Source organism: Curtobacterium sp. 260 (assembly GCF_030803485.1).
GTDB lineage: Bacteria > Actinomycetota > Actinomycetes > Actinomycetales > Microbacteriaceae > Curtobacterium.
The window spans coordinates 1-17,656 of sequence record NZ_JAURUY010000017.1 but is presented as its reverse complement, the minus strand read 5'-3'; the positions used below and the strand labels follow the sequence as shown (position 1 = coordinate 17,656).

The following is a 17,656-nucleotide window of genomic DNA, read 5'->3' as shown; positions in this document are numbered from 1 at the left end:
GGTGACGCGCCTGGTGGGGCGGGGCGTGCCTCCCGGGCGGCCGGTCGTGTCGGCGCCGGCACCGGTTCCGGCACCGTCGTCCGCGGAACGGACAGGAGGCTCGACCTCCGTCACGTCGTCGGCCCGCGTCCACGAGCCCACCAGCTGGTCCGTCCCCGCCGTCACCGGACCGGCCGCGCGGGACGCACGCCTGGACCCGCTCACCGCCGTGCGGGGATCGGGGGGATCGAGATCTCCTGGGTCGCTCCGCGGTCGACGCCGAGCACCGACGCCACGGTGTCCGCGACGCGGTCTGGGTCGGAGAACAGCTGGAACGCGTGCACCCGCACGTAGTGCCACCCGAGTCGGCGGAGCACCTCGGGACGGAGCCGCAGCGACTCGCGGAGCGAACCCCGGACGAGCGACGCGTCGGTCTCGATCGTGACGCAGACGCCGCCGTGCGCCGCGACCAGGCCGAGCTTGCCCCGGTGCCCGAGTGCGACGGGGATGCCGCGCATCTCGAGTCGTCGGGCGAGGTCGACGAGCAGCGGGTCGGAGTCGTCGGGCACGTACTCGGCGGCGGTGCGCGCGCGGACCTCGGCGAGGATCTCGGCCAGCGCGACGGTGCCGTGGCCCATCCGCTCGGCCTCGATGTCCGACGGCTGGAAGCACGTGACGATGACCATCGACCGGCGCGCGCGGGTCATCGCGACGGCGAGCAGACGCTCCCCGCCGGGCTTGCCGAGCGGACCGAAGTCACGCAGCACGCGGCCGTGCGGGGTCCGGCCGTACCCGATCGAGAACACGACGCGGTCGCGGCTCTGTGCCACGGACTGCTCGAGCGTCGCGACGATGAACGGCTCGGCGCGGTCGCCGATGACGAACTCGGTGAGGTCCTTGTGGCCCTGCGCCGCGGTCAGGACGGCCTGCTCGACGCGCACCGCGTGCTTCGCCGACGCCGTGATCACCATGAGCGACTCGGTCGGGCGGGTGCGGGCGTGCTCGGTGACGAGCCGGACCACGCGGTCCACCTCGGCGTCGACGCTCTCGACCGCCCCCGACTCGGGGTCCGGCACGGCCTTGCCGTCGCTGACGTAGTCGATCGCGATCGAGCCGTGGCCGAGGAACGAACCGGCCCACGGCAGCGACTCGATGCGGCCGCCGTAGAAGCGGCGATTGACGAGCTCGGCGAGGTCCTCGCCGCCGGCGCGGTACGACCGCGTGAGCGACAGTGTCGGCAGGAGCGTCGACAGCTTCGCGAGCGCGGAGTCGGCGTGCAGGGCGTCGAGCGTGCCCTCGTCCACCTGTAGTGCCCGGTGGTCGGGGTCGACCGCGATCCGGAACGGCGACGGGGTCTGCGTCACCGGGTCACCGAACACGACGGTCTGGCGGGCGCGACGGACGGCGCCGACGGTCTCGGCGATGGTGACGGCACCGGCGTCGACGAGGATCACCGTGTCGAACGGCATCGTGTCGGCGATCTCGGGGACCTCGTACGGCGAGGCGAGCCAGACCGGCGCGATCGACCGGGACAGGTGCGGCGCGGAGTCCTGCAGCAGGCGCGAGGTGATCGCGCCCTCCTTGAGCTGCGTCTTCAGCGACGTCGCCTCGTCCGGCCAGTCGACCAGCCCGACCTTCCAGTTCTCGGCGAGCTGCCACGCCAGGCCCTGGGAGACCCCGGCCGCGTGCGCGTCGTCGACGAGCCGGAAGTCGGCCTCGACCCGGTCGAGCATGTCGGTGTTGCCGCCGAGCAGCGCCCGGTCGGACTCGAGCATCGTCTCGAGCGCGGACTGCCACCAGGCGAGCTCGAGCTCGGCCGGCACCTGGGTGTCCGGCACGTGGCGGTGCGCCAGGTCGGTGATGAGCGGCTCGAGCTGCAGGTCGCGCAGGGTCTGCATCAGCTCGGTGCGCTCCTGCAGGTTGTGCAGGACGTCGGACTCCTCGGCCAGGCGGGCGACCGTCGGGACGAGCTCGTCGATCGGCAGGTTCGCGAGCTGGCGGTCCCGCTCGGTCCGGCCGAGGGGCTCGTCGAGTCGGGCGAGGTCCTGCACGACGTTCGAGAAGAGCACCTGCACGTCCCCGATGCCCGTGGGCACCTCGGGGTTCACGCCGGCCGCGACGTAACGCTGCCAGAGCACGCGCTGCTGCTGCACGCGGGTCAGCGCCTCGTGCAGGTCGGACACGTGCACTCCCGGTCGGACGTACTCACGCGCGAGCTTCTTCAGCCGACGACGGTTGGTCGACGACATCGGGGCGCCCTCGCCACGAGGGGCCGTCGCGGCGACGAGCTCCGACACCGACCGGTCGAAGACGACGGGCAGGAAGCGGTCGAGGGTGTCCCGGATCTCGGTGAGCAGGCGGAGGTAGATGCCGAGCTCGTTGATCGTCGTGAACTGCCGCATGTGGGTCGACGCCACGAGGTCGTGCGCGCGGCGCAGCAGCGTCGGCAGACCGTCGGCGTCGAGGTCCTTCGCGGTCTTGTGCGCCCGCTGCGCGCCGTCGCTCGAGCCGAACTTGGCGCCGTACCAGGGCGAGTCGTCCGGGCCGTAGCGGAACTCGCCGAGGTTGGCCGCGCTGACCATGGTCTCGGCGACGCGCGAACGCCCCTCCACCATGCTCGTCACGGACCGCTTCGACAGTCGGGCGGTCGTCGACGGCGGCACCGGCAGGAGCGACAGCCGGGACAGCTCGACCAGGCAGTCGAGCACCGAGACGCCGAAGTCCGGGTCGACGCGGGTCAGCGAGCCGCGGTAGTCGGTGAGGACCTTGCGGAGCCGGACCAGGGCGTCGTCGACCTCGCGGAGGTTCGGACGCGCGGCCTTCTCGTTGCGCGCGATGCCCCGGACGACGTCACGGCGCAGGGTGCCCGGCGTGACGGCGACGCCCGGCAGCTGGACCTCGGCGAAGCGTGCGGCGATGCCCCGCAGGGTCGCCCGCCGCGGGCTCACGACGAGGACGCGCTTGTTCGCCGCGACGAGGCCGCCGAGCGCGTTGACGATCGTCTGCGTCCCGCCGGTGCCCGGCAGGGTCTTCACGACGATCGAGTTGCCCGCCGTGATCTGCGCGATCACGTTCTCCTGCTCGTCGTCGGCGTCGAGCAGCAGCGTGTCGGTCTCCGGGCTGCGCTCGTCCGACGGGGTCTGCTCGACCGGGTGGTAGGACTGCTCGACCTGCCACTTCGCGCTCGGGTTGCCGGCGAGCGCGTCGAGCACCGGGTGGGACAGGTCGCCGGTGTCCTCGACCATGCCGCTGGCGACCTCGGCGAAGGTCGAGACGACCAGGCGCGCGTGCACCGAGAAGCCGGGGATGTGCGCGGTCAGGCCGCGGAGCCGGTCGATGACGGGGTTCGGGGTGAACGAGCCGTCCTGCTGCGCGAGCGCGACGAAGGACTGGGCGTCGAGGATGACGCCGTACTGCTCGTGCAGCGCGTCGGCCAGCCCGGGGTTGAGCACCGGCTCGCCGAGCAGGCGCACCTCGAAGTCACGGCCGTGCCGACGGATCGCGAGCGGGCGGAGCAGCACCGGGCCGCGGAAGTGCTCGTCGCCGTGCTGCCAGTCGGCCATGCCGATGCCGAGCTTCACGGCGTCGATCCCGCGCACGGTCGCGAGCTCGGTGCCCTTCGCCTCGACCTGGGCGGCGGCGACACGCGCGGCGCGCAGCGCGACCTCGTCGCGGATCAGGCTCGAGAGCAGCGTCGTCTTGCCGGTGATGAACTGCGCGAGTCCGCCGGGGTGCGTGGTGGACAGCTCGATCCGGGCACGCGGGTGGTCAGTGAAGTGCGTGAGGGGGCTCGTGCCGCCGACACCGGTCAGCTGCGTCCGCCAGGCGTCCCACGTGGGCTCGGCGGCGTTGCCGGCCTGGAGGCGCGGGTCGCCCAGGCTGATCGCCTGCGGGCTCGTGAGCTGCAGTTCCGGCCGCAGGGTGCGGTCCGGCTCGTCGCTCCGGTCGCCCTCCCGCTGCTCGCGCCCGTCCTCGGGCGCGTCGGCGCCCTGGACGGGGACGTCGTCATCCGCGTCGTCCGCGCCGTCGGTCACCCTGTCTCGCCACACATCCGACACTGTAGGCGGAAGCGGGCGGCCTCCCTGGCAATGACCCGACGTTTCCGGCTTTCCGTGCGGGCCCGGTACGTGGTCCGACCGGCCGGTGTGGTAGCAACGTGGCATGGCCATCGACGACCGCACCGCCCCGTCCGCCCCCGCACCCTCGTCGGCCCGGCCGGACCGGCGTCGGTCGGTCCCCGCCGAGATCTCGCGGTCGTGGCTCCTCGTGCCCGGCACCGCAGCCGACCGGTTCGAGCGGGCACAGCGGTCGCGCGCCGACCAGATCATCCTCGACGTCGAGGACGCCGTCGACCCCGCCGCGAAGCCGGGTGCCCGCACGACCGTGGCCTCGTGGCTCGCGGGCGGCGGCGAGGCCTGGGTCCGGATCAACGACGTCACGACGGACTTCTGGGCGGACGACGTCGAGGAGCTCCGCGGGCTCCCGGGCCTGCAGGGCGTGATGCTCGCGAAGACCGAGTCCCCCGCGCAGGTCACCGACACGTGGCACCGGCTCGGCGGCCACACCCCGGTGATCGCCCTGGTCGAGTCGGCGCTCGGCATCGAGGAGGCGACGTCGATCGCGAAGGCACAGGGCGCCTTCCGTCTGGCCTTCGGCTCGGGTGACTACCGCCGCGACACCGGCACCTCGGCCGACACGCTCGCCATGGCCTACCCGCGCTCCCGGCTCGTCGTCGCCTCGCGCGTGGGCGACCTGCCGGGTCCGATCGACGGCCCGACGGTCGGCTCGGCGCACGCGATCCTCCGCGAGCAGTCCCAGGTGGCGGTGTCGCTCGGCCTGACCGGCAAGCTCTGCCTGGACACCGAGCAGCTGCCGGTCATCAACGAGGTCATCTCCCCCACGCCGACCGACGTCGCCTGGGCGCAGGACTTCCTCGACGACTTCGACGCCCGCGGGCAGGTCATCCGCGACGGCTCCGACCTCCCGCGACTCGGCCGCGCGCAGAAGATCCAGCGGCTCGCCCGGGCGTTCGGCGTCGAGGCACGGTAGACCGGTCGCATGACCTGGTCGCACCCGTCCGGCGGTCCGCCGCAGTCCTCACCCTCGGGTCCGTCGCAGTCGGGCCCGGGCAGCACCGAACGCGCCGCGTGGGCGCGTGGCGGCACGACGCTGTTCCCCGCGGGCCGGGTCGCGGACCGGGTGTCGACCGTCCTCCTGCTCGCAGCCGGTGCCCTCCTGACGCTCCTCACCCTGGTGGTCGGGATCATCGCGGTCGTCTCGGCCACCGCGGGCTGTGACGCGGCCACGGGGTGCTCGCCGGGCCGCTTCCTCGGCGGCGCCGCGATCGCGGTCGGCGGGTCCTTCGTCATCGGGGTCGCGACGGTCGTGCTCGCGGTCGGCGCCTGGGTGCGTCGTCGTTCGTCGTGGTGGATCGCCGCGCTCGGGTTCGTCCTGGCGATCGTGGTCGTCACCTGGGGCGGGGTCGTGTTCGCGCAGGCGACCGACCCGGCGACGGGGGCCGGCCAGGTGACCGCACTGCAGCTCCCCTAGCGCGGCGTCCGCCGGACGGGAGGCGCGTGGTGGGGCCGCCACGGGCCTCCCGTCCGGCGGTCCCGTCGGCCTGTCCCGTCCGCGCACGCTGGGCGTCGCCCCGGTCGACCGGCGCAAGCTGGGCGCATGAAGCAACGAGTCATCGGAGACGTGTCGGTCAGCGCGATCGGACTGGGCGGGATGCCCATGTCGATCGAGGGGCGGCCCGACGAGCGACAGGCGATCGCGACCATCCACGCCGCCCTCGAGGCGGGCGTCACCCTCATCGACACCGCGGACGCCTACCACCAGGCGGCCAAGGACGAGGTCGGGCACAACGAGGAGCTCATCGCGAAGGCGATCCGCGAGTTCCACGGCGACACCGACGCGGTGCTCGTCGCCACGAAGGGCGGCCACCTGCGGCCGGAACCGGGCGCGTGGGCGCAGGACGGCCGACCGGAGTACCTCAAGGAGGCCGCGAAGGCCTCGGCGAAGCGCCTCGGTGTCGACGCCGTCGGCCTGTACCAGTTCCACCGGCCGGACCCGTCGGTGCCCTACGCGGACTCGATCGGGGCACTCGCGGAGCTCCTCGACGAGGGCGTCATCCGCATGGCGGGCATCTCGAACGCCGACCCCGACCAGATCCGTGAGGCGAACGAGGTCCTGGGCGGCCGCCTCGTCTCGGTGCAGAACCAGTTCTCACCGGCGTTCCGGTCGAGCGAGCCGGAGCTCGAGCTGTGCGACGAGCTCGGCATCGCGTTCCTGCCGTGGAGCCCCCTCGGCGGCATCGCGAAGGCCGCCGACCTGGGGACCGCGTACGAGGACTTCGCCGTCATCGCCCGCGAGCGCGACGTGTCGCCGCAGGTCGTGGCGCTGGCGTGGGAGCTGCAGAAGAGCGACGTGGTGATCCCGATCCCGGGTGCGTCGCGGCCGCAGTCGATCCTGGACTCGGTCGTCGCGGCGACGGTGAAGCTCCGCGACGAGGACGTCGCCCGGCTCGACGCTGCTCGACCGGCGGCCTGACGGGCCGGAGCACCCGCACGACGACGCCCCGTCCACCGATCGGTGGACGGGGCGTCGTCGTGCTGCGGCGGTCAGGACGTGCAGGCCTGCTGGAAGTCGGTCCCCGCGTCCTGGACCTTCTGCGTGGTGTCCGAGAACGCCGACAGGTCCGCCGACTGCGGGTCCGCCGTGATCGCCTTGATCTGCGTCAGCATGTCGGTGTACGCCGACCGGAACGCCTCGGCCTTCGGCTTGACGTCGGCGTTCTGCACCGCGTCGACGCCGTCGGACAGCGACTGGTCGAACTCCTCGAGCTTCGCGACGGCTGCCTGCGGGTCCGACTGCAGCTCCGTGACCTGCGACTGCAGGCCCTTCGCGGCGTCCTCGACCTTCGACTGGAACGCGTTGCACGCCTCGGCCTTGCTCTGGGACGCGGCCTGCGGCGCCGCGGAGCTCGGGGCCGAGGAGGCCGCCGAGCCGGAGCCCTCGGCGCCGCCGTTCCCGGAGCCCCCGTTCGAGCAGCCGGCGAGCAGTGCGACGGCGAGTGCCGCGGTCGCGACGGCGATGGTCTTCCTGGACATGGACGTCCCCCCTGGTCGTGCCCGCGCGACGGAGCGGCGCGGATCGGCACCGACGGTACACGGCGTCCGTCGGGCCTGCCGTGCCACGAGCCGTGCCGGTCTGCCCTGCCGCGGGGCGTACGGTCGAGGGCATGCAGGCGATCACGGCACACGACGGCGGACTCCGACTCGACGAGCACCCGGACCCGGTCGCCGGGCCGGGCGAGGTCCTCGTCGAGGTGGCAGCGGCCGGGGTCAACAACGCCGACCTGCAGCAGGTCGCGGGCAACTACCCGCCGCCGCCCGGCGCGTCCGATGTGCTGGGCCTCGAGGTCTCCGGGACGGTCCGCGCGCTCGGCGACGGCGTCGACGGGTTCGCGGTGGGTGACCGGGTGTGCGCGCTGCTGTCGGGTGGCGGCTACGCGACCCTCGTGGCCGTGCCCGCGGCCCAGGTGCTGCCGGTGCCCGACGGCGTGGACCTGGTCGAGGCCGCGGGACTGCCCGAGGCCGCGTGCACGGTGTACTCGAACGTGGGGATGCTCGCGGGGCTCCGGCCCGGGCAGACCCTGCTGGTGCACGGCGGCACGGGCGGCATGGGATCGCACGCGGTCGTGTGGGCGAAGGCGCTCGGTGCCCGGGTGATCGCGACGAGCGGCGGGGAGCGGAAGGTGCGTGCTTCGAGGGAGCTCGGCGCCGATCTCGTGGTGGACCACCGCACCGAGGACTTCGTCGAGCGCGCCCGCGACTTCACCGACGGCCGCGGGGTCGACGTCGTGCTGGACGTCGTCGGGGCGGACTACCTCGCGAAGCACCTCGAGGTGCTCGCACCGAACGGACACATCGCCGTGATCGCGGCGGGCAGCGGGCAGAAGGGCGAGCTCGACTTCGGCGCGATGATGCGGAAGCGTGCGACCATCAGCGCGACGACGCTCCGAGCCCGGCCGCTCGACGAGAAGGCCGCCATCGTCGCCGCCGTCCGCGAGCACGTCTGGCCGCTCGTCGCCGACGGCAGCGTGCGACCGATCGTCGACTCGGTGGTCCCGCTCGCCGAGGCAGCGGAGGCACACCGCCGGGTCCGCGACGGCGAGGTCATCGGCAAGGTGCTGCTCGCCGTGTGACCCGGGTCAGGCGTGGACGCGGGGTCAGGCGTGGACGCGGGACAGGAACTCGACGAGCGCCGGGTGCTGCGGCCGGTCGAGCACGTCGGCCGGCGCACCCTGCTCGACCACCTCGCCCTGGTGCAGGAACACGATGCGGTCGGCGACGTTGCGGGCGAAGGACATCTCGTGGGTGGTCATCAGGATCGTGGCGCCCTGCTCCTTGAGCTCGCGGACGAGGTCGAGCACCTCGCCGACGAGCTGCGGGTCGAGGGCGCTCGTCACCTCGTCGAGCAGGAGCAGCTCCGGCGACGTCGCGATCGCCCGCACCACGGCGACACGCTGCTGCTGCCCGCCGGAGAGCCGGTCCGGGTACGCCCCGGCAAAGTCGCCCAGGCCGATCCGGTCGAGCAGTCGGCGGGCGGTCGCCTCGGCCTCGGCCCGGGCGATGCCGTGCACCCGACGGGACGCGAGCGTGACGTTGTCGAGCACCCGCATGTGCGGGAACAGGTTGAACTGCTGGAAGACCACGCCGATCCGGGCGCGGGTGGCGTCGACGTCGGTGCGGGGGTCGGCGATGTCCGTCCCCTGGAGCAGGATCTCGCCGTCGTCGATGCCCTCGAGCAGGTTCACCGTCTTCAGCAGTGTCGACTTGCCGGAGCCGGACGCCCCGATGACGCAGATCACCTCGTGGCGGTGCACGGTCAGGTCGATCCCCCGCAGGACCTCGTGCTCGCCGAACGTCTTGCGCAGTCCGCGCAGTTCCAGGACCACCGACTCGCTCACACCGTCCCCCCGATCTGCTCGCGACACTGCTGCCGTCGAGCGATGGCATCCGTCACCCGGATGAGCGGGAGGCTGATCACGACGAACAGCAGCCCCGCGACGAGGTACGGCGTGAAGTTGTAGGTCTCGGCCTGTGCGATCTGAGCGCTCCGCACCGCGTCGACGGCGCCGAGGATCGACACCAGGCCGACGTCCTTCTGCATCGAGACGAAGTCGTTCATGAGCGCCGGGGTGACCTTGCGGATCGCCTGGGGCAGCACGACCAGCCGCAGCGTCCCGGCGTGGGACAGGCCGAGCGACCGGGCTGCGAGGCGCTGGGACGGGTGCACGGCCTCCATGCCGGCGCGGAGCACCTCGGCGACGTAGGACGAGTACGTGAGCACGATCGCGATGGTGCCCCAGACCTCCGGGGGTTGCCGCGGGAAGATGCCGAGCCCCGGGATGCCGAAGCCGACCAGGTAGAGCACGATGATGAGCGGCAGACCCCGGAACAGGTCGGTGTAGGCGGTGGCGAGCATCCGCAGTGGGAAGAACACCGGGTTCCGCAGCCCCCGCACGACGGCGAGCAGGGTGCCGAGCACGGCGACGCCGATCGCGCTGAAGAACAGGATGCGGATGTTCAGCCACAGCCCGAGCAGGACGGCCGGGAAGGTGTCGATCGCGGTCTGCGGGTCGAAGAACGACTGCTGCACCGCGGCCCAGCCGGGCGTGTTCACGACGCCGAGCCAGACGACCGCGATCACGACGAACGTCGAGACGACCGACACGACGACCGAGCGGCGGCCGCGCTGCCGACGGTAGAGCCGTCGTTCGAGCTCGACCTGGCTCGGCGCTGGAGCGGTCACCGGGGCACCGGCACCTGCTGGGGCGGTCACCGGGCTACTTCAGGACGGGGGCGTTCGTCTCCGAGGAGAGCCACTTCGTCTGCAGGTCGGCGAGCGTGCCGTCGCTCTCCAGGGCCTCGAGAGCCTTGTCGACCTTGCTCGTCAGCGCGGAGCCCTTCGGCAGCACGAAGCCGAACTGGTCGCCGGAGCCGTCCTCGGGGAACTGCGCCGAGACCGTGCCGTCGTCGAGCTGCGCGGCGGCCATGTAGAAGGCGGTCGGCAGGTCGGTCACGATGGCGTCGATCTGACCCGACTTCAGCGCCAGCACGGCGTCGTCGTTCGAGTTGAACACCTGCGGAGTGACGCCGAGCACGTCCTTCACGGAGCTGATGCTCGTGGAGCCCGAGGCGACACCGATCGTGTCGCCCTTCAGTGCGGCGACGGTGGTGTCCTTCGCGGCCTTCGACCCCGACGTCGTCACGACGGCCTGCGTGGTCGTGTAGTACGGCGTGGACATGTCGACGGCCTTCTTGCGCTTCGCGTCGATCGAGAACTGCTGGACGTTGAGGTCCCAGTCCTTCGGGCCGGGGGCGATGGCGCTGTCGAAGGTGCTGCGCTTCCAGACGACGTCGCCCTTCGCGTAGCCCATCTCCTTCGCGACCGCGTAGGCCACGGCGGACTCGAAGCCCTTGCCGGACTGCGGGTCGTCGTCCTCCACCCAGGGCGAGTAGGCCGGCTGGCCGGTCGCGATCGTGAGCTTGCCGTCCGTGACGGTGCCGTCGCTCCCGGTGCTGCTCCCACCGGCGGAGCAGGCGGCGAGCGCGAGGGCGGCGACCGTGGCGGTGGCGACGGCGAGGGACAGACGGCGGGTGCGGGTCACGGGAGGGCCTTCGTCAGCGGGACAGAGCGGGGTGGAGCGGGCAGGAGGCAGTGTACCGGCGCGTGGGATACCACCGCGACGCGGATGACCGTCGACTACGCGGTCGCGGCGTCGCCGTCGGTGTCGCCCGCCATCGTGAAGTCGTCGAACGAGAACCCGGGCGACACCATGCAGCTGAGGAGCACCTCGCCGTCGCCGGGCAGGGTGCGCTGCCAGACCCCACCGCGCACGAAGGCCTGGGCGTCGTGCAGCCGGTGCCGGCCGGCGTCCGGGCCGAGGGTGATCCGGTCCCCGGGCTCGGGCCGGTCGCCGGAGCCGCCGAGCTCGAGCACGACGGTGTCCGGCCCGTGCCACATCCAGATCTCGTCGCTCGTGACACGGTGCCAGGCGGAGGCCTCGCCCGGGGGCAGCAGGAAGTGGATGAGGGTCGCGGCGGGACGCTCGCCGGCCGGGGTCTCGACGGTCGAGGGCGAGGTCCACGTGCGCACGTACCAACCGCCCTCCGGGTGCGGCTCCATGCCGAGGGCGGCCGCGCGCTGCGGGACGTCGAGCCACTCGATCAGCTCGCCGCCGACGGTGCGGCGGGCGACCATGCCGGGGCGGGGTGCGGTGTCGGTCATCGTTCCTCCTGGGGACGGACGTGGTGGGGGACGGGGCCCCGGGTGTCCCCGGAACCGGGGCCCCGGGTGGGGGCTGTCTCGGGGTCGAGCGGGTGCACGGTGCCGTCGGTGGCCCGCACGACGCCGCGGACGATCGTCGCGACGGCGCGGCCGGCACCGTCCTCGACGAGTTCGGCGAGCGCGTCGGGCACGGTCCGGGCGTCGACGTCGAACACGGCCAGGTCGGCTCGTGCCCCGACGGCGAGGTGTCCGACGCGGTCCGGCCCGACCGCCGTCCCCATCGCGTGCGCGCCACCGAGCGTCGCCGCCGCCAGCAGCCGCTCGTGCAGGTCGCGGTGCGCGTACCCCTGGGCGCGGGCGATGCGGTGCAGTGCGGTGACGTCGGCCATCGGGTCGAGGGACGGCGACGACGACAGGGAGTCGGTGCCGATCGCGATCGGACTGCCCTCGCGCAGGTAGTCCGCCACGGGCGGCGGGTCGAGGCCGATGACGGCGTTCGACCGGGGGCAGAGCGCGACCGTGGTCCCACGTGCCCGGAGGAGGGCTCGGTCGGACGCGGTCACGTACACGCCGTGCGCGATGTGGCAGTCGGGGCCCAGCACGCCCAGCCGGTCGACGAACGCGGTGGCACTGGCGCCGAAGCCGAGCGCCCGCATGGCCCGGAAGGACGGCACGTTCGCCAGGTGCCAGTCCGCGGTGTGCCCGACGCCGTCGACGCCCTCGAGCCCCGGGACCGGCCCGAGCGAGACCCGCTCCCCCTCGAACGCCGCCTCGCCCAGGTGCAGGTGCAGCCGGAGCCCCCGCTGGCGCACGATGTCCGGCAGTTCGAGCAGCGGTGCCACGTCGAGGGAGTACGGCGCGTGCGGCGACAGCCCCGCCCCGGGCGTGGTCGGGATCCGTGCGAGCTCGTCGAGCACCTGGTCGCGCCCGTGGGACTCCCACGCCGCGTTCTCCCAGTCCATGACCTCCCAGTAGGCGATCCCGCCGAGGCCGTGCTGCTCCAGGACGTCCGCAGCCTCGATGTCGGTCACCACGTCCGCGATGCTCGTGACGCCCGCCGCGATCGATGCGACGGCGCCCGCGGACGCCTCCGCCCGCCAGTCGTGCGGGAGCGCGTAGTCAAGGTTGAACGCAGCCGCCCAGTCCTCGAAACCCGCGTACTGTCGTTGACCGACACCGGACATGCCGGTGTACTGCAGGTGCGTGTGCGCGTTGACGAGACCCGGCAGGAGCGCGCCCCGCCAGCGCCGCTCCGTGCACGTGCGCCCGGCGGCGTCGAGCTGGTCGACCACCCACGACCGGTCGCCGACGTGCAGGATCCGTCCGTCCTGCACCGCGACCGCCCCGTCGGCGATCGGCGGTGCCGTCATCGGCACGACGACGCGCGCCGAGTGCACCACGACCGGCGACGCGGTCACCGGGGTGTCCCGAACCGGTGCGTCCGCACGTCCGGCTCGCGGTCGGCGGGCTGCTCGGCGATCCGGACGGGAGGAGCGACCCGGCTCCCCCACGCGGCGAGCGCGACGCGGGCGGTCGCCTCGTCCACCGCGGGGTCGACCGGCACGACGGCGCGCGGGAGTTCGTCGCCGCGCTCGAGCAGCATCCGCAGGGCGCCGAGCTGCACCGCGAAGGACAGGTCCATGATCTCGACGGGGTTGCCCTCGGCGGCGCTCGTGTTCACCCCGTTGCCCCCGGCGAGGACGAGCACCTGGTGGCCGTCCGGCCAGGTCAGGCGCTCCACGTGCTGCGCCACGGCCGTCCGGACCGCACCGGCGGCGGCCGCCGCGGACAGGGCGACCTCGTCGTCGACGCCCCCCGCGACGGACACGACCGCACCGACCGCGCACGCGCGCAGGACCGTGTGGTCCACGGTGTCCGCCACCCCGGAGGCACTCACCACGAGGTCGGCGTCGCGCACCGCGTCGACGAACGGTGCGACCGCGTGCCCGGCGAAGCGCGCCTGCAGGGCGCGGACCGGGTCGACCTCGGCGACCGTGACCCGGAAGCCGAGCGCGACGAGGACCTGGGCGACCCCCTCGCCGACGGGACCGAAGCCGGCGACGACCGCCGTGCCTCCCGGCCGGACCCGGTGCACGGCAGACGGGAGCGCGTCCACCAGGTCGAGCGTCGCGAACACCGTGGACTGGCCGGTGCCGAAGCGGTTGTCGAAGCAGGTCTTGGCGCGGGCGTCGTTCACCGCGATCACGGGGACGCCGAGCTCGCCGCGCTCGGCCATGACGCGGAGGGGTCGGAGGCCGCTCGTCGTCTCCTCCGCGGCGCCGAGCATGGTCGGCAACAGTTCGGGCCGCTCCTGGTGCGCGAGGCGGATCAGGTGCGAGCCGTCGTCGAGGAGCACGTGCGGACGCGTGTCGAGCATCGCCAGGGCGAGACGGTGCTGCTCGGCGAGCGACGCGGTGCTGTCCGCGTGGACCGGCATCCCGGCGCGGCGGAGCACGTCCGCGACCGCGTCGTCCGTCTCGTCGGCGTGCGCGTACACGACGACCTCGGCGCCCGCGTCGCGCAGGAGCAGGCTGAGCACGGCGGTCTTCGGCTCGAGCACCATCGCGACGCCGACCCGGGTACCGCGGAGCAGCCCGCCGTCACGGAGCTCCGCGGCGACCGCACGGGCGACCGGCATCGACCTGCGCGCCCAGCGGATGCGGTCCTCGGCGGCAGGGTCGTCCTCGGGCTCCCGACCGGTGGAGACGAGGAACACGTCGTCGGAGAACGTCGGGACGGCGAGCACCCCGGGGCGGGCTGGGGCGTCCGGGCCGAAGGCGTCTTCGTCGACCGCGGGGACGTACCGGCCGGCGTCCACCACCACGAGGGTCGCACCGCGGGGCCGGTCGGTCTCGCGCTCGACGGCAGCGGTCGACTCGTCCGGGTCACCGAGGCACCAGAGCTGGTCGATCGGCTCGTCGTCGACCGGCTCGTGGTCCGCAGGGGCGGGGCCCACCGCGGTGCGTGCACCGAGCCCGGTGAGCAGTGCGACGAGCGCCGCGGCGTCACGCGGGTCGCCGCCGAGCACACGGACGGTGCGGCCGGCGACGAGGAAGTTGGTCGCCGCGGCGAAGCGTCGGACGGCTGCCGCGGCCCATGCGGCCCGCTCGGGGTCGGGTCGCTGCGGCATGGGGCCATCGTAGGGCGTGCGGGTCGGCGCGGAGTCGCGCGGGCTGACGGTCATGCGGTCACGCGTCGTCGGGGCGTGGGCGTCGACGCGGGAATGTCCCGCGGCCGTCGGACGTACTGTGAGGACATGACAGATGCGACGTTCGACAAGGTGACGATGTTCGGCGCGGACTGGTGCCGCGACTGCCGACGCTCGAAGGCGCTCCTCGACCGCCTCGGGGTCGACTACGACTACGTGGACGTCGAGGCGGACCTGTCCGCCGCCGACCGGGCCGAGGCCATCAGCGGCCGCAAGAACATCCCCGTCGTGGTGCTGCCGAACGGCAAGCACTTCGTGGAGCCCTCGGACACCGAGCTGCAGGCGGAGCTGGAGTCGTCCGGGGCGGTGTGACCCCCGGTAGCGCCGGCGCTCCACCTGCGCCTCCATGCAGGCTGTGAACACGCTGGGGAAGAGCGGTGTTCAATCGGGGCCGACCCAGATCGCGGACACCCCCGGACCGCGACAGGTCTGACCCAAGGAGGACACCGTGCTCGGTCTCATCATCAGCCTCATCATCATCGGCCTCATCGCCGGCGCCCTCGCCCGGCTGATCATCCCCGGCAAGCAGCACATGTCGATCCTCATGACGATCGTGCTCGGCATCATCGGCTCGTTCGTCGGCGGCTTCCTCGGGTTCCTCATCTTCCAGCACGACCCGATGGACGGCTTCTTCCAGCCGGCCGGCATCATCGGCTCGATCATCGGTGCCGTCATCGTGCTGTTCCTCTACACGCGCTTCGCGGGTCGCGGCGCGCGCCGCTGACCACCGGCAGGCGCCACTGACCGACGTGGGGGTGTCGGAGCGGCACCACGAAGGACCCCGGACCGTGACGGTCCGGGGTCCTTCGTCGTCCCGTGCGACCGGTCGACCCCGAGCAGGGGGGACAGGGTGCTGACGGCCGTACATCGGCCGGGGCGTAGCGTCCCCGCCATGACCGACGAGAACGAACGCCCCCGTCCCGAGGACGACGCCGCACGGCTCGGACTCGTCGTCGTCGGCGAGGCCGCCGCACTGCACGCCGGGGACGACGCCTCGCTCGACGCCAGCGAGGCGAACATCCGCGAGACCGTGGACAGCATGGTCGACGAACCCCTCACGCCCCGGCAGGAGGAGGTCATGGAACGCCTCGCTGCCGCTGGCGGCACCCTCACCGCGGGCCTGAGCGGCGCACTCGCAGCGAAGACCGGCGGGCAGGTCGAGGACGTGCTCGAGGGCGCCGCCCGCAGCGTCGTCTGGCAGCAGCGTCTGGCCGCCGAGCGGGATGCGCTGCAGGGACGGCCGCAGGAGTCGACCGACGGTGACCCGGTCACCGACGGCGACCCGGCCACCGACAGCGACCCGGTTGAGGACCAGCGCGAGGACGCCGGCGGCCAGCAGCGACACCGGGACGACGACGGGCGCGACCGGGGCTGACCCGACCGCGCCCGTGCGCATGACCGAGCCCGTCAGTCGACCGGCGCGGCGTCCTGTTCACGCGCGACCGCCCGGGCAGCGGCCTGGCCGGTCGTCGTGCTCTTCACGATGTCGCTCAGCGTGAAGCCGGCCGTGGTACCGAGCAGCGCGTCGACCTCGCTGAACTGGCTCACGACGCTCTTCGACAGGGCGCCTGCGCCGTCCGAGGACACGACCGTCAGCTTGTCGATGTTGCCCATCGGCGCCGCGAGCTCGCGGGCGATGCTCGGCAGCGTCTCGAGCGCCTTCACCCGGAGCACGGCCTCGGAGTGCTGTGCGAGCGCGTCGGCCTGGGCCTTCGTCGCGTCGGCCTCGGCCTGACCCTTCGCACGGATGGCGTCGGCCGCGGCCTCACCCTCCGCACGTGAGGCGTCGGCGGCGAGCTTGCGGGCGGCAGCCTCGGCCTGGGCCTCGGCGGCGACCGCCTCGGCCGAGATGCGTCGGGCCTCGGCCTGCGCACGGGCCGTCTCGACCTGGGCAGCCGCAGCAGCCTCGGCCTCCACCCGGGTCTTGCGCGCGTTCGCCTCGGCGACCGCGCTCACCTCGGACTCGAGCTCGGCACGACGGAGCTCGGCGCGCTTCTGCGCCGTGATCTGCTCCTGTTCGACGACGCCCTGCGACGCGCGAGCCTGCGCGAGCGGACCGGCCGCTGCAGCCTCGGCCGACGCCCGGTCGGCGTCGAGCTGCAGCGCCGCACGACGGATGGCGAGGGTGTTCTCGGCCTCGGCGATCGCCTGGTCGGCGGTGGCCCGGGCTTCGCGTGCCTCGCGGTCGGCCTGGGCCTCGGCGTTCTCCGCCTCGAGCCGGACGCGGGCGCGCTCGGCACGACCGAGGTCGCTGATGTAGTCGTTGCGGTCCGAGATGCCCTTGATCTCGAACGAGTCGACGTCGAGACCCTGGCTGTGCAGGGCGTCCTTGGCGACGTCGAGGACCGCCACCGTGAGCTGGTCGCGGTTGCGGATGATCGTCGACACGTCGGTCGCGCCGATCGACGCGCGGAGCGAACCGGACAGGACCTCGCGCGCGAAGTCGTCGATCTTCTTCTCCTGGCCGAGGAAGCGCTGCGCAGCAGCACGGATCGACGCATCGGCCTCGCCCACCTTGACGAGCGCCACGGCCTCGACGTCGATCGTGACGCCGCGGGAGTCCTGCGCGTTCACGTTGATGTCGATCGCACGCGAGGACAGCGAGATCTTCGCCACCCGCTCGAAGAACGGTCGGACGAGCACACCCGCACCGAGGACGACCTTGATGCCGGACTCGACGGTCTCGGTGCCGTCGGGGTTCTTGACCTTCCGCGACCGCTTCCCGGTGATGATGATCGCCTCGTCCGCACCGGCGTTGCGGTAGACGAGCTTGGCGTACACGAGCGCGATCACGGCGAGGACGATGATCCCCACGATGACGAGCGGGACGGCGCCGAGTGCGAGCAGGACTTCCATGATTCCCCCCAGCGGCTCCGGCACGGTCGGTCGTGACCGGGATTCCGCATCTGTTGTTCCGTTGCGCCCATCCTAGGAGCGCGGGGACCGCAGCGGCAGGACGACGACCGGAGCTGTGGAGGACCGGACGGCCACCAGGACCGACCGGCCACGCGACACGGTCGCACGCACGACGGGAGGCGCGGGGGGGGGGGGGGCCCGCCCCCCCCCCCCCCCCCCCCCCCCCCCGGGGGGGGGGCGCCCCCCCCCCCCCCCCCCCCCCCCCCCCCCCCCCCGGGGGGCCCCCCCCCCGCCCCGGCCCCCCCCCCGGGGCCG

At 73.3% G+C, this 17,656-nt stretch carries 16 protein-coding genes; 7 read left to right on the top strand and 9 right to left on the bottom strand.

Annotated features, from left to right (window positions below; all coding sequences use genetic code 11):
* Positions 1-200: 200 nt before the first annotated feature.
* Positions 201-4,028 (bottom strand): AAA family ATPase, encoded by a 3,828-nt coding sequence (locus J2X59_RS14565; RefSeq protein ID WP_326497142.1) that lies wholly within the window; start codon positions 4,026-4,028, stop codon positions 201-203.
* A 112-nt stretch (positions 4,029-4,140) separates the two neighbouring features.
* Here J2X59_RS14565 and J2X59_RS14560 point away from each other — a divergent pair, with 112 nt between their 5' ends.
* The 3 genes from J2X59_RS14560 to J2X59_RS14550 all read left to right on the top strand — a co-directional run bounded on the left by J2X59_RS14560 (position 4,141) and on the right by J2X59_RS14550 (position 6,531).
* Positions 4,141-5,028 carry an HpcH/HpaI aldolase/citrate lyase family protein gene (locus J2X59_RS14560; RefSeq protein ID WP_200884115.1) on the top strand — a complete coding sequence of 296 codons (888 nt, stop codon included), beginning with the start codon at positions 4,141-4,143 and terminating at the stop codon, positions 5,026-5,028.
* A 9-nt stretch (positions 5,029-5,037) separates the two neighbouring features.
* Positions 5,038-5,529: a DUF6264 family protein gene (locus J2X59_RS14555; RefSeq protein ID WP_209685471.1), complete on the top strand. Its 492-nt coding sequence runs from the start codon at positions 5,038-5,040 to the stop codon at positions 5,527-5,529.
* A gap of 126 nt (positions 5,530-5,655) precedes the next feature.
* The gene (locus J2X59_RS14550) at positions 5,656-6,531 is read left to right on the top strand and encodes an aldo/keto reductase (RefSeq protein ID WP_066656468.1); all 876 of its coding nucleotides are present in this window, start codon (positions 5,656-5,658) and stop codon (positions 6,529-6,531) included.
* Between the two features lie 71 nt (positions 6,532-6,602).
* Here the strand turns inward: J2X59_RS14550 and J2X59_RS14545 are convergent, their stop codons facing one another.
* Positions 6,603-7,091 (bottom strand): hypothetical protein, encoded by a 489-nt coding sequence (locus tag J2X59_RS14545; protein WP_326497141.1) that lies wholly within the window; start codon positions 7,089-7,091, stop codon positions 6,603-6,605.
* A gap of 131 nt (positions 7,092-7,222) precedes the next feature.
* Between J2X59_RS14545 and J2X59_RS14540 the strand changes: the two genes are divergently transcribed.
* Complete coding sequence (locus tag J2X59_RS14540) at positions 7,223-8,188, top strand: NAD(P)H-quinone oxidoreductase (RefSeq protein WP_326497140.1); 966 nt, start codon at positions 7,223-7,225, stop codon at positions 8,186-8,188.
* Between the two features lie 24 nt (positions 8,189-8,212).
* Here J2X59_RS14540 and J2X59_RS14535 read toward each other — a convergent pair whose 3' ends face one another.
* From J2X59_RS14535 to J2X59_RS14510, 6 genes are all read right to left on the bottom strand, one after another.
* Positions 8,213-8,953: an amino acid ABC transporter ATP-binding protein gene (locus tag J2X59_RS14535; protein ID WP_066656477.1), complete on the bottom strand. Its 741-nt coding sequence runs from the start codon at positions 8,951-8,953 to the stop codon at positions 8,213-8,215.
* On the bottom strand, positions 8,950-9,828 hold the full coding sequence (locus tag J2X59_RS14530; protein ID WP_326497139.1) for an amino acid ABC transporter permease: 879 nt from the start codon (positions 9,826-9,828) through the stop codon (positions 8,950-8,952). The genes J2X59_RS14535 and J2X59_RS14530 overlap by 4 nt, the downstream gene beginning before the upstream one ends.
* A 4-nt stretch (positions 9,829-9,832) precedes the next feature.
* Positions 9,833-10,657, bottom strand: coding sequence for an ABC transporter substrate-binding protein (locus J2X59_RS14525; RefSeq protein ID WP_326497138.1), 825 nt, complete (start codon positions 10,655-10,657; stop codon positions 9,833-9,835).
* Between the two features lie 95 nt (positions 10,658-10,752).
* Positions 10,753-11,277 carry a cupin domain-containing protein gene (locus J2X59_RS14520; RefSeq protein ID WP_235426380.1) on the bottom strand — a complete coding sequence of 175 codons (525 nt, stop codon included), beginning with the start codon at positions 11,275-11,277 and terminating at the stop codon, positions 10,753-10,755.
* Entirely contained in the window at positions 11,274-12,695 is a 1,422-nt protein-coding gene (locus J2X59_RS14515) for an amidohydrolase family protein (protein ID WP_326497137.1), read from the bottom strand. The genes J2X59_RS14520 and J2X59_RS14515 overlap by 4 nt, the downstream gene beginning before the upstream one ends.
* Positions 12,692-14,407 carry an adenosylhomocysteinase gene (locus tag J2X59_RS14510; RefSeq protein ID WP_326497136.1) on the bottom strand — a complete coding sequence of 572 codons (1,716 nt, stop codon included), beginning with the start codon at positions 14,405-14,407 and terminating at the stop codon, positions 12,692-12,694. Before J2X59_RS14510 ends, J2X59_RS14515 begins: the two co-directional genes overlap by 4 nt.
* A 126-nt stretch (positions 14,408-14,533) precedes the next feature.
* On the opposite strand from J2X59_RS14510, the gene J2X59_RS14505 reads away from it, so the two are divergent.
* From J2X59_RS14505 to J2X59_RS14495, 3 genes are all read left to right on the top strand, one after another.
* Entirely contained in the window at positions 14,534-14,797 is a 264-nt protein-coding gene (locus tag J2X59_RS14505) for a glutaredoxin family protein (protein WP_066656489.1), read from the top strand.
* A gap of 136 nt (positions 14,798-14,933) precedes the next feature.
* On the top strand, positions 14,934-15,209 hold the full coding sequence (locus tag J2X59_RS14500) for a GlsB/YeaQ/YmgE family stress response membrane protein (RefSeq protein ID WP_066656492.1): 276 nt from the start codon (positions 14,934-14,936) through the stop codon (positions 15,207-15,209).
* Positions 15,210-15,377: 168 nt separating this feature from the next.
* Positions 15,378-15,860, top strand: a complete 483-nt coding sequence (locus J2X59_RS14495; protein WP_251160898.1) for a hypothetical protein — start codon at positions 15,378-15,380, stop codon at positions 15,858-15,860.
* Between the two features lie 32 nt (positions 15,861-15,892).
* On the opposite strand, the gene J2X59_RS14490 is transcribed toward J2X59_RS14495, so the two are convergent.
* The gene (locus J2X59_RS14490; RefSeq protein ID WP_066656505.1) at positions 15,893-17,341 is read right to left on the bottom strand and encodes an SPFH domain-containing protein; all 1,449 of its coding nucleotides are present in this window, start codon (positions 17,339-17,341) and stop codon (positions 15,893-15,895) included.
* Between the last annotated feature and the right edge of the window lie 315 nt (positions 17,342-17,656).